We start from the raw sequence: 16,318 nt of genomic DNA, 5'->3' as shown, positions 1-16,318 counted from the left end.
CTGTTCATATACGGCCTTTAAACCTAAGTATGAATGACCGGCTGTCAGGCACGTGCCAACTCCATCAAGGAGTTGGCAACGATTGACACTGAGTTGACTGCTGCGCGATGGGCAGCGTGAATTGAACGGTGGCGCCGCGAGGCAGGTTTGCGAGTGCCCCCAAGCAACCGCCGTGGGCCTCGATGATCGAGCGACAGATCGATAGCCCCAATCCCAGGCCGGTGGGCTTGGTCGTATAGAAAGAGGTAAAAACCAGGTCGCTACTTTGCGAGGCGAAACCCGGTCCGGAATCGCTCACGCTCACGACCACGCACCCGGCATCGCCCAGCGTCGCGCAAATAAGCAAGTGTCGTTCGCCTTCAGCGACAGCGCTCATCGCTTCCAGCGCATTCATGATCAGGTTGAGCAACACCTGCTGCAGCTCGACACGGTCACCTTCAATGAAGGGCAAGCCCTCCATCAATCGTGTCTGTATCGAGGCACCGCTCTTGATGATCTGGCTGCGGGTAAATTCGATCATCTCGCTGATCGCAGCGCTGATGTCCACCAACCCCTTCTGCGGTGGCGCCTTGCGGATATGCCCGCGAATGCGGCCCAGCACATCCGCCGCTCGATTGGCATCGAAGATCAGCCGACCAAGGACCTGTCGGACCTCCTCGATCTCCGGCGGTTGAGCGTTCAACCAGCGCAGCGCGGCATCAGCGTTGAGAATGGCCGCAGCGATCGGCTGATTGACTTCGTGGGCGATCGAGGCGACCAATTGCCCCATGGTCGCGACGCGGTTCGCGTGGGCCAGTTCGTTTTGTACCTCGCGGTAGCGACGTTCGCTCTCGCGGATCCTTTCTTCCGCCAGCTTGCGCTCGGTCAGGTCCAGCACAAAGGCCACCCCTTCCCTGCTGCTGGCCTCGAACGTCACCAGCCCCACGATGACCGGCACGCGGCCGCCATCCTTCCTGAAGTACTCCTTCTCATAGGGGCTGGCCTGCCCGGTCAGCAGCGCCTGGGCCAGTGAACGCTCGCTGAGATCAAGAAACTCCGGTACGGTCAGATCTCTCCAGCGCAGGCGGCCCGAGGTGAGGTCCTCTCGCTCATATCCCACCATGCGCAGGAACGCATCGTTGGCCTCAATGATGTCGCCCTCGGCATTCCAGAACAGAATCCCGATGATGTTGGCGTCCACCAGGCGCCGGATCTTCGCTTCGCGTTCGGCGACCTCGCGGTATAAGCGGGCATTTTCCAGCGAGATAGCGGCCCGGGAAGCCACCAGTTTCAACACGGCGATCCGGGTTGGGCTGAACACGCGGCCGGCAAGGTTGTTTTCGAGGTAGAGCGCGCCGACGAGCTTGGCCTGATTCATCAACGGCAGACAGAGAATCGAACGAGCGTGTTGCTGACGAATATAAGGGTCTTCGGCAAACGCCCCGGCCACCACCGCATCATCAAGAAAAACGCTCTCTTGGGTGCGCAGGACGTGGTAAAGGATCGACTCGGGCAACATCGCCGCGCTCACCGCGACATCATGCAATTGTGTGGTGTCACCACCGGTGGTCACCTGCGCCGCTACCCGGTACTCACCGCCGTCCGGCAGAATCAGCAACCCGCGCTCGGCACCGGCCTGTTCAATCGCCGTGAGCATGATCCTATCGATCAGCTTTTCCAGGACAATTTCCCCCGATACGGCTTGGGAGACCTTAAGGACCGTAGCCAGATCAAGGTGGTCGACGAGCGTCGTCATCGTAGTCGTCGGCCCAAGCGCAGGTTCTTCAGTCCTCAACGACGGGTACTTGTTCTCCAGCTGTCGTACCTTGCCCTCGGCCCCCCAACGCTGGTAGCCGTAACGGGCGTCCTGCAGATAGACACGGGCAATCTTGGCAAAGCCGCGCGCCGCGTAGAAACGCGACGCGAGTTCATTGGCAAGCGCCTCGATATGCACGAAGCCGCTCTGTTGCGCGGCGTCGATGGCTTGCTCGTAGAGCAGCTCGGCGTCGATCACGCGCCCTTCGACCCGGGCAATTTCGGCGCCGACCAGCACGGCGCGACTCGCGAAGTTCTCCGGGCACTGCTGCGCCCAGGTCTGGAGCTGGCGGTGATCGGTGGCCATCGTGACCAGGTACTGCCTGCGCTCATCCATTGAGGCGCTGTCACAACAGGCGGCCCGCGCCAGGGCACCGTAGAAGTGATATTCGGCTTCCTCGAAGAACGCCTGGCAAACCCAGAGCAAGTCCTGCGCCTTCGCGGCGGCCTCCATAGCCGCTGCGGGGTCGTCAGCCATGTAGCGGGCTTGTAGTTTTCTGACCCAGTACAAACACTCAGCCAATACCAGATCCGGGTTGCTGGTCAAATGGGCCTCGGTGTCGGTCTCGTTTAACTCACCGTTGTCCAGGCGACCAAAGGTTGGCGTCAAGCCTCGCAGCATCCGAATCTGTGCCAATTGCGTGAGGATGAAATCGGTCACCAGCCCGAAGCGCACCCTCCTGGCGTAAGCCAGACCGCATTCGGCCTCACCTTGTATGTCGGACAGCGGTTCACCTGCGAACAACAAATCGGCGGTAAGGTTGTTGCCCGCATAGGCGCCATAGGGCAGATCCCCGATCCGGTTAGCGGCCACAAAGGAACGGCGCAACAGGTCTCGGCACTGTTCCACAGGCTTCATCCAGCGCACGGCAAAGCACGAAAAACACAGGTAGGTACTGGCCTCGAATCGCGTCAGGCCGCGCTTCTCAACAAGTTCGCAGCCGAGCTGACCGAATTGGAACCCCACCTGGTAGTCACCGTACCTCCTGCCTGCGACCCTGAATAAATTGGCGTAGAGCACACAGGACGCATCACAGTTGCCATGCTCAAGGCTCAGACTGACCGCTTTGCAGATCAACAGGTCCGCCAGGTTCGCTTCGCTCTGCAAGGCGGGTGCGAAGAGCTTGCCCAGCGCATTGAGGGTCGCCAGGGAGGTCGGATCCTGCATCAAAGGCAAATCGATGAGGTCCGCGATTTCCCGGCCCTCCAGTAAAGTCCCAATGCGGTCGTATTCGTTGCGCACGTCATCATCGCTCGGATGGGCCGACCACTCGATCCCCACCTGTCGCAGGTAGTCGAGACAGACAGCGACCGCGCCGTCGCTGCGGTCCAGGAGCAGGTAGACGTCCATCAGCAGGCAAGCAACGCTCGCGCGCTCGAGCACCGTGCCGACACGATTGGCCAGTGCGCTCAGGCGCTCGTCCGCCGTGCCGAGCTGGCCGGTGAGAAACTCGCACTCGGCCCTGTTCAGCTCCAGAGCAAAAATCAGCCCATGGCGACGCTCCCAGCAGTCGTCGCCCAGCAACTGCGTCCCTGTGGTGAGGTAGTTGAGGGCCGAAGCAAAGGCCGTCGACGCCTTGGCCCGTTGACCGGCCATCAGGTTGAACGCCGCCAACTGCTCTCGCTCGTCCTGATCGGTGAGCAACGCGGCGCCGCGATTGAGCTGGCCGACGATCTCGAAAATCGCTTCCTCGCGCTCCAGCGGGGGCGTCTGCGCCACCAGCAGTCGACCGATGCGCAAGTGAGCATCGGCGCGCGAATCCTTGGGGATCAGCGAATAAGCGGCTTCATGAATACGGTCGTGAACAAACCCATAGCCACCGTCGCGCCGCTCGACCAGTTCCTGATGAATCGCCTCCCACAAAAGCCCGCGAACCTGAGCCTTGGGAATGCCCAGAACGATGGACAGCGCCTTGAACCCGGCGACGTTGCCCAGGCAGGCAAGCTGCTGCAACGCCTGCTGCGTTTGCGTCGGCAGGCGGACCAGTTTGCCAACCATCAAGTCCACGATATTGTCGGTATACCCCTTGGCATGGATGCGGTCGGGGTCCCACCGCCACTGCCGTGTTTGATGATCGAAGGTCAGCAATTGCTCGTCGGCGAGCGCTTGCAGGAACTGGATCACAAAGAACGGATTACCGGCGGTTTTGTCCAGCACCAGCTGTGCCAGGGGTTCGATGCGCTCAAGTTCGTCGTGAAGCGCATCGCCGATCAGTTGCTCGACATGCACTTTGGCGAGCGGCGCCAGCATGATCTCACCGATCTTGCCACCTGCACTGCGAATGGCCTCAAGCTTGACGGTCAACGGGTGCGCGGCATCCACCTCGTTGCTGCGGTAGGCCCCTACCAGCATCAAGTGCCGCACGTCCGAACTGGTCAGCAGATCCGCCAACAGGTCAAGCGTCGCCGCGTCGAGCCACTGCAGGTCATCGAGAAACAGCGCCAGCGGATGCTCCTGGCGGGCAAATACACCGATAAAACGCCGGAACACCAGGAGAAAACGGCGTTGTTCCTGTTGAGGATCAAGAGGCGGCACCGGCGCTGGCTCACCGATGATGAGCTTGAGTTCGGGGATGAGATCGGTCATCAGCCGCGCATTGGCGTCCAGCGCTTGCTGCAAGGCGTCACGCCAGCTCGCCAGTTCAGCGTCGCTCTTGCCCAACAGCGTACGCACCAGGCTCTGAAAGGCCTGCACCAGCGTTGAATAGGGAATGTCACGCCGGTACTGATCGAACTTGCCACTGGCGAAAAGCCCCCGTGGCGGCACCAGCACCCTGTGCAGTTCATTGACGACCGACGACTTGCCAATTCCGGAATAGCCGGTGACCAGCACAAGTTCCGGTGCGCTGCTGTTGACGATCCGAGTGAACGCTGCGACCAGCGTATCGACCTCTCGCTCGCGCCCATAAAGCTTTTCGGGAATCAGTAGCCGGTCGCAAATGCCGTGCTCGCCCGGCGCAAAGGTGTTGATGCGGCGCAACTGCTGCCAGTCTGCCAGGCACCGCCGCAGATCATGCTCGACACTGGCAGCCGTCTGGTAGCGCTCCTCGGCGGTCTTGGCGAGCAGCTTCATGACGATCCGGGAGAGCATTTGGGAAACAGTTTCGACCCGTTCGCTGGGTGACAAGGGTTTTTTGGCGATATGGCAGTGTACCCACTCCATCGGATCGGTTGCCGTATACGGCAACGAGGCGGTCAACATCTGGTACAGCGTGACGCCGAAAGAATAGAGATCACTGCGCGAATCGATCGAGCGATTCATCCTGCCAGTCTGCTCCGGTGCCATATAGGCAAGTGTACCGGCCAGGGTCTCGGGCGCCTGCCGTTCCCGCGGCAGCCGCGAGGCAAGGCCGAAGCCGGTAAGTCGGGCTTGTCCGTCGGTGCAGTTGACCAGGATGTGGCTGGGCTTGATGTCCTTATGGACGAGGCCGCACTGGTGGAGCTTGCCCAGTGCCGAGGCGATGCTCACGGCGAGGGGCAAAAAGGTTGCCGTGTCCATGGGGACGTTGAGCAACCGCACAAGCGGTTCGCCCCCTGGATCGTCGAGCACCAGCTGCATCCGGGCGCCATCGCGTACCATTTCGAGGGGCCGCACCGACCAGCTACTGTCCAGTTCGTCCTTGAGGCCAAATTCATGAGTCAGACGGTCAATGCAGCCGGGCGGCGGTTGTTCGGCGGCAGGCCGCGCAACCAGGACGTTGCGATCGCCCTCCACACCCAAGCGTGATTCGCGACAGAAGATTCGCTCGCCATCGTCCCATAGTATTTGCATGTTGTTATCCATCGACACGGGAACAATCAGTGGTGTGTTATATGCCGCACGCTGCCGTTGAGCTGTCGTCCTGTGTCATGTCGCAAGTGCCGATGTCGTCGCTGTGGGAGCGGCTTCCGTGGCTTCACTGGAGGTCCGTTGATGAGGCATACCGGGATCCAGAACGGGTCGTGTTGCCAATGCCTAGATTAGCGCTTCACGAAAGCCCTTCAAGTGATTTCATGAGCAGCGGCGGATAAACCGACATGGGCACCTCCGCTTCGTGGCGAGTGTGGACCCAGTAATGCGCGCCAGTCTACCCGGGCAGCCGGCCAAGGTCAGTTGTACCCAGGTACCGCGCAAGTATCCCTTGGAGTGTGCGCCGTCGACCGGGAGTGAGCGGATGAGGTCAACGGCGAGCCTTTAGTCTTAGCGCGCTATACGTAGGTATACTTTTGCGCCCTTCGAGACCGCGTATCGTGTAATAACAACAGGCGCTGGTACGAGCGACCCACTATGCACGACACCCCGCTACGCAATACCACGACTATCGCCGTTGTGGATGATGACGAATCGGTTCGGACCGCCCTGGAAGGCTTGTTGCGCTCCAGTGGTTATAAGGTTCGAACCTACTGCAGCGCCCTGGAGTTCCTCGACACAAACGCCCCCGCCGGGACGCATTGCCTGATTTCCGATATCCAGATGCCGGGAATGAGCGGCGTGCAGTTGCACGAAAAGCTGGACGCGATGGGTTTCAAGATCCCCACCATATTCATTACCGCTTACCCACATCTGGGCGCTGGCACCCCGAGGCTGGTTGCCTGCCTGCCCAAACCCTGTGAAGCCGACAGCCTGTTGAACAGCATCGAAGCCGCCCTGCGCCAGCGGCACTGAGTCCCTGCAAATCCCTCCCCCAGGCATACCTTCGTATATATCCCTGCCACTGAGGTATGGCTTAGCTGAACCGATGTAGAAGTGCGCCTGAGAGCCTGCGTCAATAACATGGATTCACAGCGCGCACGTCGCTGCCCAGTTTATCGACGCCATGGCGCACGCTCGCCGAGCAACGCTGCAACCTTCCAGGAAACAGGCAATGTCGGCTTTCAGAGAGTCACCCCCACGCATCCTGAAGTTCACAAGCACCATCGCAATGCTTGGCCTGTTGGCCCTGGCCGGTTGTGCGGTAGGCCCCGACTTCATGAAACCTGAAAGCGGGCTGAGTGTCGTAGAGCTGGCACCGCGGCCAGAGCACGCGAACGTCGCCCCCACGTCCGATGCCGCCGTGCCCTCCCAATGGTGGTTACTGTTCAACGACGCGGTACTCACCCAACTGCAATCGCGGGCCCAAGCGGGCAATCTCGATCTGCAGATAGCCGGCGAACGCATCGAACAAAGCCGGGCGCAATGGGGCATCGCCTCTTCGCGGTTGTTGCCCAGCGTGGGCGCCAACGCCAGCTACGCCCGTGAGCGGCTCAGCGAACATGGCAAATTCGCCGCGCTGGGCGCCCCTGTTGGCCCCAGCAATTTTTGGCAACTTGGCTTCGATGCCAGTTGGGAAATCGACCTTTGGGGTCGAGCACAACGCGGGCGCGAGGGCGCTGCGGCGACCCTGCAAGCCACGATCCATGACCGCGAAGCCGCACGGGTAGCCTTGTCCGCCGAAGTGGCCCGAACGTATTTGCAGTTGCGCGGAACCCAGGCGCAACTGGACATTGCCGAGCAAAACCTGACAATTGCCGAGCGCACCCTGGGCCTGGCCGAAAGCCGCGAGCGCAATGGTGTTGCCACGCGCTTCGAAACCTCGTCCGCTCGCGCGCAGTTGGCGACGATCAAGGCCACGGTTCCCGAACTGACCCAGCAACGCAATGCACAGATGAATGCACTGGCGTTGTTGCTGGGAGAGCAACCCCGGGCACTGGATGCACAATTACGTGAAGCCATGCCCTTGCCATCGCTTCCAACCCATGTTCCGGTGGGTGTCTCTTCCGAGTTGGCTCACCGGCGCCCCGACATCCTGCGCGCCGAAGCACAACTGCATGCCGCTACCGCGGCCATCGGTGTCGCCAAGGCTGATTTCTACCCGCGTATTGGACTCAAAGGTCGAATCGGCGTAGAAGCCTTCGAAAGCGCTGACCTCTCCAGTTGGGACTCACGTGTTTTTTCCATCGGCCCGACAGTCTACTTGCCGATCTTCCAGGGCGGGCGATTGACGCAACGCCTGGCCCTGAACGAATCACGGCAAAGAACCGCGGCGATCGCCTACCGGCAAACCGTGTTACGAGCCTGGCACGAGGTGGACAATGCCCTGGATGCCTGGGCTGCCCAACAGCGCCAGCATGAGGATCTGCTGGTTTCCTATGAACAGAACAGGCAGGCATTGCATGCCGCCGAACGGGGCTATCAACAAGGCGCAGCCGACTATCTGAGCGTACTGACAGCGCAACTCAACCTGCTTGCCAGCCAGACCCATCTCAATGCCAGCGCAACCAACGCCACCCTTACCGTAGTCAATCTCTTCAAGTCCCTGGGGGGCGGTTGGGAGGCGGCGGCATTGCAGGGCGCGCCACACGCGAGCATCGATGAGTCGCCTGCGTCCTCATCGGATGACCCGATGGTTCGTGTGTCGCCGCGCTCGGCGCGCTCGAAGGCCTCCCCATGAACAGCGCCACATTGTCGCCAGCAGCCGTCGCGGCCGGCACAGCCCCCCAGGCCACGCCCTCAAAACGTCCGCTGGTGGGCCTACTGGGAATTTTCCTCGCGGCCATGATGGCGGGGCTCAATATCCGGGTCGGCGCGTTGGCGTTGGCCGATATCAGAGGGGCCATGGGCCTGGGCTTCGACGACGGCTCCTGGCTCACCACGGCGTACAGTGCCGGGGAGTTGATTGCCATGCCCTTTTCAGCCTGGTTCGCCCTCACCCTTTCGGTCCGACGCCTGGAACTGTGGATGCTCGGCGCCTGTGCACTGCTGGCGGCAATCCTGCCCTTGATCCATGACCTGGACCTGCTGCTGGCCTTGCGTTTTGTGCAGGGTATTGCCAGTGGCACGACGATTCCGTTGCTGATGATGGCGGCCCTGAAATTCCTGCCACCGCCCATCCGCCTGTATGGGCTGGCGCTGTATGCAATGACCGCGACCTTCGCGCCCAATCTGTCCATCTGGCTGACCGGGCACTGGACGGATGGTCTGAATGATTGGCGGTGGGTGTACTGGCAAATCATTCCCCTGGCGCTCATCGCGGGATACCTGATCGCCTGGGGCCTGCCGAAGGAATCCATCCAGCACCGCCGCTTTCGACAGGCCAATTGGTTCGGCATGGCCTGCGGTGTACCGGCGCTCGGCCTGATTGCCATCGCCTTGGATCAAGGCGTGCGGCTGGACTGGTTTCATTCACCGTTGATCACCTCATCACTGGTGGCTGGCCTGGCCCTGCTGGCTATCTACCTGGTGAGCGAGTGGTATCACCCCTCGCCGTTCATCAAATTGCAGATCCTGGGACGCCGCAACCTGGGGCTGGGCTGCACGCTGTTCGTCTCCTTGCTGGTGGTATTGATGTCCAGCTCACTGTTACCAGCGAGCTATCTCACCTCGCTTCAGCAATACCGACCGTTGCAGATGGCGTCCATCGGCCTGATCGTCGCGCTGCCGCAACTGGTCCTGGGGCCGTTGGTGGCGCTGCTGCTGTACCAGAAGTGGGTCGATGCCCGCGTGGTGTTCGCGTTGGGGCTGCTGCTGATCGCGCTGGCGTGTCTGTGCGGCGCGCAGTTGACCAGCGATTGGAACCGCGACCAGTTCGTTCTGGCGCAAACGCTGCAAGCCCTCGGGCAACCGATGGCGGTGGTGTCGATGCTGTTCCTGATCACCAGCGTGGTGCAGCCCCCCGAAGGACCTTATGTGTCCGGCACCATCAATACGCTACGCGCCTTCGGCTCGCTGATCGGCGCGGCGGTGGTCACACAGCTCATCACCGTGCGCAGTCGCTTCCATGGGGAGATGTTGCTGGACCAAGCCGCCCTGGCCAGCAACGTCCTCGCGGTTGCGCCTGAGCCGGCACAACTGATGGGCATCATCGGCCAGCAGGCGCTGGTGCTGTCGATCGCCGACGCCTATCGAATGCTGGGTCTATTGGCGCTTTTGTTGATTGCTCTGGTGCTGCGGCTGACCTACATCCCCGCGCCTGTCACGCAGGTAACCCCACCACCTCCCTCCACACACGGGTAACCCACCATGGCCTTGCCAAAGAAAGCCCAGATCATCAGTGCCGTGTTGCTTGCCGTGGCAATCGGCGGCGTGCTGTATTTCAATCGTCCCGAATCCAGTGCATCGACCCAGTCCACGGATGATGCCTACGTCCATGCCGACTTCACCACGGTTGCGCCGCAGGTATCGGGCACGGTTGAGACGGTTCTGGTCGAAGACAACCAGCCGGTCAACAAAGGTGACCTGCTCGCGACCATCGACGACCGCGATTTCGTTGCCACCGTGAACGCTGGCAAAGCCCAGGTCGCCAGCGCCCGGGCCGGCATCGCCAGCCTGCAAGCGCACCTGATCCAACAGGACACCGCCATACGCCAGGCACAGGCAGCGGTCGCCGCTGACGAGGCGGCGCTCAAGTTGGCCAGGGTCAACCATGCCCGTTATCGCAATCTGGCCACCGACGGCTCGGGAACCGTGCAAGCGCAGCAACAGGCCGAAGCGCAATTGAGCGTGCAACTGGCCAGTCGGGATAAAAGCCAGGCAGGTCTTCAGGCCGCCCGGCAGCAGGTAGACATTCTCAAGGCCGATCTGGAAAAAGCCAAGGCAACCCTCGCCCACGCGCAGGCGGCGCTGGACCTCGCGAGACTGAAGCTGTCCTATACCCGAATCACCGCACCGATCAGCGGCACGATCGGGCAAAAATCGGTGCGCATCGGTGCTTTCGTCAACGCAGGAAAACCCTTGCTGGCAATCGTTCCGCTGGAGGCCGTGTACATCACCGCGAACTTTCGCGAGACACAACTGGCGCGGGTCAAGACAGGCCAAACCGTGGAGATCGAGGTGGATGCGTTACCGGGCGAGGCGCTGCAAGGCACGGTGCAAAGCCTGGGGCCGGCCAGCGGCGTCAGCTACTCGGTCGTTGCACCGCACAATGCCACGGGCAACTTCACCAAGATCGTCCAACGCTTGCCGGTGCGCATTCGCATCGATCCCGATCAGAGCGCGGCAGCCAAATTGCGGGTAGGTATGTCGGTCACGCCGCACATTCGTGTCGGCGGATAATGCCTGGGACTGCAGGGGCGCGAAGCGGCCGGGCTTTTGCTCTGCTGACTTGCGGCAGAGGAATCTGGTCCGGATGGGATATGCACGGCCAGAATCGCCCCCCCTCAGTGGCTAGTCATAAAACGGCTCAACCAAAGTCCGACTGCCAAGAAAGAAACTGTCCGCCACCAACCGCAACGGCTGCAGGTCCAGGTCGCTGGCTTTGTCAGCAATCAGCTGTTGGAAATGCCGATACACCGCCGCGTATTCACCCTCTTGGGAAACGGTCTGGCGAACGCCGTCGATACTCAGCAGTGCCCCACCGTTGTCCAGGCGCAAGGTGCCTTCGGTGCAGCGGATCTCGATGCTCCAGAGTTCGTCATGACCATGGTCGAAATCGAACTCCGCACGGACATCGAGGTGTTGCGCATCGGATATCTTGAGGCTGGCGGCAATTGGCGATTGGCAGTTACTCGGCACGCGCAGTTCTGCGCACTCAATGAACAGCGGCAGCGCCAGCAGATGGGTCACGATTGAAAACGCATTGATGCCGGGATCGAATACACCCAGCCCCCCAGGTTGCCAGATCCAGGCCTGGCCCGGGTGCCACTTGCGCACGTCTTCCTTCCAGTCGATCTTGACGCTTTGCAGGGTCCGGCTGGCCAGCCAGTCACGGGCGGCGTCGATGCCCGGTGCGTACCGTGAATGCCAGGCGAACAGACCGCTGACACCCTGCTCGCCTACCTGATCCACCAACGCCATTGCTTCACCCAGCGTGGCGCATGGCGGCTTTTCTACCAGAACGTGTTTGCCCGCGGCCAACGCTTGTTGCACCAATGCGAATCGACCTTGCGGCGGTGTGCAAAACGCAATCGCATCGACCTGCGGGCCGTTTTCAAGCAGCTCGCCCAAAGATCGGAAATTCTCCACCCCGGCGCAGGGCTGCCCTTGGGTAGCGACAGACACCAGCTGGAACGCAGGGTTGGCTAGGATAGCGGGAACGTGTTGATCCTGGGCAATCTTGCCGTAGCCCACCAGACCGAGACGAATCGGTTGCATCGATGACTCCTGATTATTTTTGTACTTTTGATGGGTCAGCAAACTAGCGGTAAATCGCGTGGCGGACAATGGCTCGCCGCACATGCGCTTGATTGTCGTGGGCGCTACAGCAAACGCTTCACGCCTGCCGCGGTTCGCAGGGCGCGCTCATGACGTTGGCAATCCTGCCCAGGAACGGCTCCAGGCGTTCACCCGGCGCGTCGTGCTCCACCACCAGGGCGGTAACTTCTTCACACGACGCCACCTGATAGTGGGCAATGCTGGAGAGTTTTTCATTGGTCACGGCCACCACCACCTGACCGCTCGCCGCGACCACCGCGCGCTTGAACTCCGCGTCGTCCAGGCCGAACGCTGTGATGCCATTGTCCGGGTCGATGGCACAAGCGCCGAGAAAACACAGGTCAACATTGAACTGCCGCAGTTGCTGCACAGCCGCCAGCCCGATCACCCCGCCCGACGCCGTGTTCACGCGCCCGCCCAACAGGATCACCTCAGCGCAGGGCAACTTCATCAATTGCACGGCAATCAACGGAGAATTGGTGCTCAGCGTCAACTTAAGGCTTGGATCGATGGCGCCGGCAATCGCCAGGTTGGTCGAGCCAGCATCGATGAACACATGCTGTCCCGCCCTCAGCAACGAGGCCGCCGCCAGACCGAGGCTGTCCTTGCGCTCGACGTTTTGCCGTACTCGAACGGCCATAGGCCCTTCAACGGCGGGCAACAAAATGGCGCCGCCATAGACGCGCTTGCATAACCCCGCCGCCGCCAATACGCCGAGATCGCGCCGTATCGAATGCTCGGAGACATTAAATTCGTTGGCCAGATCGGCGGCAATCACCCGACCATACAGGGCCAGACGCTCGCTGATCCGTTGCTGGCGTTCGCCAGGAAACACTTCGTGAGTTGAAGTCATGGGGCCTACAACCTTCATAAACGAGCAGTAATTATCATCATCGAGCAAATATGCCGATTACAGGGCCTCTCGTCAAACCTCAACGCCGGGGCCAGCCACCGCCCTTTGGCAGCGGACTCAAGTGAATCTGAAATCGCCCTTCCCCACGGGCAAAAAAAACCCCGCCACCGAATTCGGTGCGGGGCAAAAAAATGGTTGGTTGCGGCCAACCAAAGGAGCACTGTGGAAAACGTGTACGGGCTGGACTCAGATGCAGTCCTGCGCGGCGCGTTCAAAACTCGAAGGCAGGAAGCTGGAGGCCAGCAGATGCCGTTCGTAGATGAATACCTTGCCGCCGGTCCCGGCCTTGTAGGCTTCCAGCACGTTGTCCGCCGAGACTTTGCTCGGCACCACGATCCGGTAGCTGCGCTGACTCTGGGAGACGGTCGGGCTCATCGCGTTGTCCTGCAATTTCGGCACAACACAGTCGGCGTATTGGGCCGGCGTCTTGCTGGTCTGCAAGGTCAGGGTCGGATCGTTTGGCGCGGAGGCACAACCGGCGAGCAACAAAGAGGCAAATGCCATGGAAGACGCAAATAAAAGGCGCATCGGTCTGGTCCTGAAAATAAAAGGTTCGGTTCATCAGGCAACGGAGCTGCGTTACGGGTGGCCGCCACTGCCAAGTGCATCTGGTGTGTGGTCAGCGGATGAGTAAAACCTCATCGTCACTACTGCTTGAGCCGCCTGTTCGATGGGAGGGATTTTCCAGGCATTGCCCACAAAACAGAACTTGTGTTTCGTAATGGTCACTATTGCTTCCAGCAATAGTTGTGGGCGGTGAAGGTCGGTTTCAGCGACCTATGCCGCCCCCCTGCTGATATTCGCGGGGCGTACAGCCAAACTCTCGACGAAACACCGTGTGCAGGTACTGCGCCGATTTGAAGCCGCAGTTCTGGGCGATATCGGCAATCGCCGAGTCAGTATTTTCCAAGCCCTGGGCGGCCGCCGCCAATTTGAAGCGCAGGATCTCATCGTGAACGCTGCAGCCCCGCGCCTTGCGAAAGTGCGCCTCCAGGGAGGAACGCGACACGCCCACATACGCCGCCACCTGCGCGGTCTTGATGCCCTGGCAGGCATATTGGCGGATGAACAACAGTGCTTGCATGACGTAAGGGTTGCCTAACGGTTGATGCAGACTCGAGGCCTGTACGTTGATCGCATCCGGGGGTATCAGCACCTGCGTACCCGTGGACGGCATGCCGTGCAGCATCTGATGGAGCAGGCGCGCGGCGGTCCGGCCCATGGTTTCGGTGCCCTGGATCACCGAACTCAGCGGCACCCGCGTCAGGGTGCGGGTCAGGGGGTCGTTGTCGATGCCGATCAATGCCACCTGCTCCGGCACGGCGATTCCGGCGGTCAGGCAGGCCTGCAGCAGTTGCCGGGCGCGGGCGTCACTGACGGCGATGATACCAATGGGTTTGGGCAGGCTTTGCAGCCAGGCGATCTGCTGCTCCACGGCGCTGTCCCAGAGCGGCGCGCTGGTGCCCATGCCGCGATAGACCTCGGCGTGCAGACCATCGCGCTGCAGCAGCCGGCGAAAAGCGTTTTCCCGTTCCTGCGCCCAGCGATTGGCTTGTGCTTGCGGCAGGCTGAAGCAAGCAAAGCGCGTCAACCCGGCTTCGATCAAGTGCTCGTACGCCAGCTTCATCAACGCATCATTGTCGGTGGCAACATAGGGAATGCCCTTCGGATAGGCACGCTCATCCTGGTAGGAGCCGCCCACCGCCACCACTGGCAAACCGATCCCGGCCAGCGCCTCACCGATCAACGGGTCGTCGAAGTCGGCAATGATCCCGTCGCCCTGCCAGCGCTCGATGCCTTTCAACCGACAAAGAAAATCCTCCTCAAGGAACAGGTCCCAGGACGCGCGGGTGCTGCTCAGGTAGTTGCCGATGCCGCTGATGATGCCACGGTCGTAGATCTTGCTGCCGTTGAACAACAACGCGATGCGGTGAACGGGCGGGACGGTTTTCATGGTTTTTACCCTGGGCCGATGACCACAGACTAGGCGCGTGACCGTCGGATCTCAATACTCAAAATCGCACTGTACCTTGGTGATTTTCATAATCAGCGGCCACCAGGCCGGCGTTAGTATCGATACACCGCCAAGAACAATAAGGAAATCGCCAATGTCGTACTTCCCCGCCATCGACAAGGTTCGCTACGAAGGCCCCGCCAGCGACTCGCCTCTTGCTTTCCGCCACTACGACGCCGACAGGCTCGTGCTCGGCAAGCCCATGCGCGAGCACCTGCGCATGGCTGTGTGCTACTGGCATACCTTTGTCTGGCCGGGATCCGATGTGTTCGGCGCCGGCACCTTCCAGCGACCGTGGCAGCATGCCGGCGACCCGATGGAGCTGGCCATCGGCAAGGCCGAAGCGGCCTTCGAGTTCTTCTCCAAACTGGGCATCGACTACTACTGCTTTCACGACACCGATGTCGCCCCGGAAGGTCACTCGCTGAAGGAATACCGTAACCACTTCGCGCAGATGATCGACCATCTGGAGCGTCACCAGGAACAAACCGGGGTCAAGCTGCTGTGGGGCACCGCCAACTGCTTCAGCAACCCGCGCTTTGCCGCAGGCGCCGCCAGCAACCCGGACCCGCAAGTGTTCGCCTGCGCCGCGGCCCAAGTGTTCAGTGCGATGAACGCCACCCAACGTCTCAAGGGTGACAACTACGTGTTGTGGGGCGGTCGCGAAGGTTACGAAACCCTGCTCAATACCGACCTGAAACGCGAGCGCGAACAACTGGGCCGCTTCATGGGCATGGTGGTCGAGCACAAGCACAAGATCGGCTTCAAGGGCGATCTGCTGATCGAACCCAAGCCGCAGGAACCGACCAAGCACCAATACGATTACGACAGCGCCACGGTGTTCGGCTTCCTGCAACAGTTCGGCCTGGAGAAGGAGATCAAGGTCAACATCGAGGCCAACCACGCGACCCTGGCCGGGCACAGTTTCCATCATGAGATCGCCACCGCCGTCTCCCTGGGAATCTTCGGCAGCATCGACGCCAACCGTGGCGATCCGCAGAACGGCTGGGACACTGACCAGTTCCCCAACAGCGTCGAAGAGATGACCCTGGCCACCTATGAAATCCTCAAGGCTGGCGGGTTCGGCAATGGGGGCTTCAACTTCGATTCCAAGGTCCGTCGTCAGAGCCTGGACGAGATTGACCTGTTCCACGGCCACGTCGCGGCCATGGACGTACTGGCCCTGGCCCTGGAACGTGCAGCGGCGATGGTGCAGAACGACCGCCTCCAGCAGTTCAAGGACCAACGCTACGCCGGCTGGCAGCAGCCGTTCGGTCAGGCGGTGCTGGCGGGTGAGTTCAGCCTCGCTTCACTGGCCGAACACGCCTTCGACAACGCGCTCAACCCGCAGGCTGTGAGTGGTCGGCAAGAGATGCTCGAGAACGTGGTCAACCGGTTCATCTACCCCTGATACCCGGCCCCGTTCGCTGCGCAGAGGTTGTTACATTCTCGCGACAAATCTCTGCCCGCGGCACCCCGGGAGTCTCTA

The 16,318-nt window shown here is 61.1% G+C and carries 10 protein-coding genes; 5 read left to right on the top strand and 5 right to left on the bottom strand.

Annotated elements, in window-relative coordinates:
- Positions 1–64: 64 nt before the first annotated feature.
- Entirely contained in the window at positions 65–5,566 is a 5,502-nt protein-coding gene (locus MA884_RS04185; protein ID WP_256229170.1) for an AAA family ATPase, read from the bottom strand.
- Between the two features lie 495 nt (positions 5,567–6,061).
- On the opposite strand from MA884_RS04185, the gene MA884_RS04180 reads away from it, so the two are divergent.
- The 4 genes from MA884_RS04180 (at position 6,062) to MA884_RS04165 (ending at position 10,804) form a co-directional block, all read left to right on the top strand.
- The gene (locus MA884_RS04180; RefSeq protein ID WP_256229169.1) at positions 6,062–6,439 is read left to right on the top strand and encodes a response regulator transcription factor; all 378 of its coding nucleotides are present in this window, start codon (positions 6,062–6,064) and stop codon (positions 6,437–6,439) included.
- Between the two features lie 199 nt (positions 6,440–6,638).
- Positions 6,639–8,204, top strand: a complete 1,566-nt coding sequence (locus tag MA884_RS04175; protein ID WP_371134725.1) for an efflux transporter outer membrane subunit — start codon at positions 6,639–6,641, stop codon at positions 8,202–8,204.
- The gene (locus tag MA884_RS04170; protein ID WP_256229168.1) at positions 8,201–9,766 is read left to right on the top strand and encodes an MFS transporter; all 1,566 of its coding nucleotides are present in this window, start codon (positions 8,201–8,203) and stop codon (positions 9,764–9,766) included. The genes MA884_RS04175 and MA884_RS04170 overlap by 4 nt, the downstream gene beginning before the upstream one ends.
- Before the next feature lie 6 nt (positions 9,767–9,772).
- Positions 9,773–10,804, top strand: coding sequence for an HlyD family secretion protein (locus MA884_RS04165; RefSeq protein WP_256229167.1), 1,032 nt, complete (start codon positions 9,773–9,775; stop codon positions 10,802–10,804).
- A 111-nt stretch (positions 10,805–10,915) separates the two neighbouring features.
- Here MA884_RS04165 and MA884_RS04160 read toward each other — a convergent pair whose 3' ends face one another.
- The 4 genes from MA884_RS04160 to MA884_RS04145 form a co-directional block, all read right to left on the bottom strand.
- Positions 10,916–11,842: a Gfo/Idh/MocA family protein gene (locus tag MA884_RS04160; protein WP_256229166.1), complete on the bottom strand. Its 927-nt coding sequence runs from the start codon at positions 11,840–11,842 to the stop codon at positions 10,916–10,918.
- A gap of 118 nt (positions 11,843–11,960) precedes the next feature.
- On the bottom strand, positions 11,961–12,755 hold the full coding sequence (locus MA884_RS04155) for a DeoR/GlpR family DNA-binding transcription regulator (RefSeq protein WP_256229165.1): 795 nt from the start codon (positions 12,753–12,755) through the stop codon (positions 11,961–11,963).
- 246 nt (positions 12,756–13,001) lie between these two features.
- A complete protein-coding gene (locus MA884_RS04150; protein WP_256229164.1) occupies positions 13,002–13,343 on the bottom strand; it encodes a hypothetical protein in 342 nt (113 codons plus the stop codon).
- Between the two features lie 241 nt (positions 13,344–13,584).
- Complete coding sequence (locus MA884_RS04145) at positions 13,585–14,769, bottom strand: XylR family transcriptional regulator (protein WP_256229163.1); 1,185 nt, start codon at positions 14,767–14,769, stop codon at positions 13,585–13,587.
- 154 nt (positions 14,770–14,923) lie between these two features.
- Between MA884_RS04145 and xylA the strand changes: the two genes are divergently transcribed.
- On the top strand, positions 14,924–16,240 hold the full coding sequence (gene xylA, locus MA884_RS04140) for a xylose isomerase (RefSeq protein WP_256229162.1): 1,317 nt from the start codon (positions 14,924–14,926) through the stop codon (positions 16,238–16,240).
- Positions 16,241–16,318: the final 78 nt, after the last annotated feature.

Origin of the sequence: Pseudomonas sp. Q11 (assembly GCF_024494355.1) — a bacterium.
GTDB classification, from domain to species: Bacteria; Pseudomonadota; Gammaproteobacteria; order Pseudomonadales; family Pseudomonadaceae; genus Aquipseudomonas; species Aquipseudomonas hefeiensis.
This window is presented reverse-complemented; position numbering and strand designations above follow the sequence as displayed.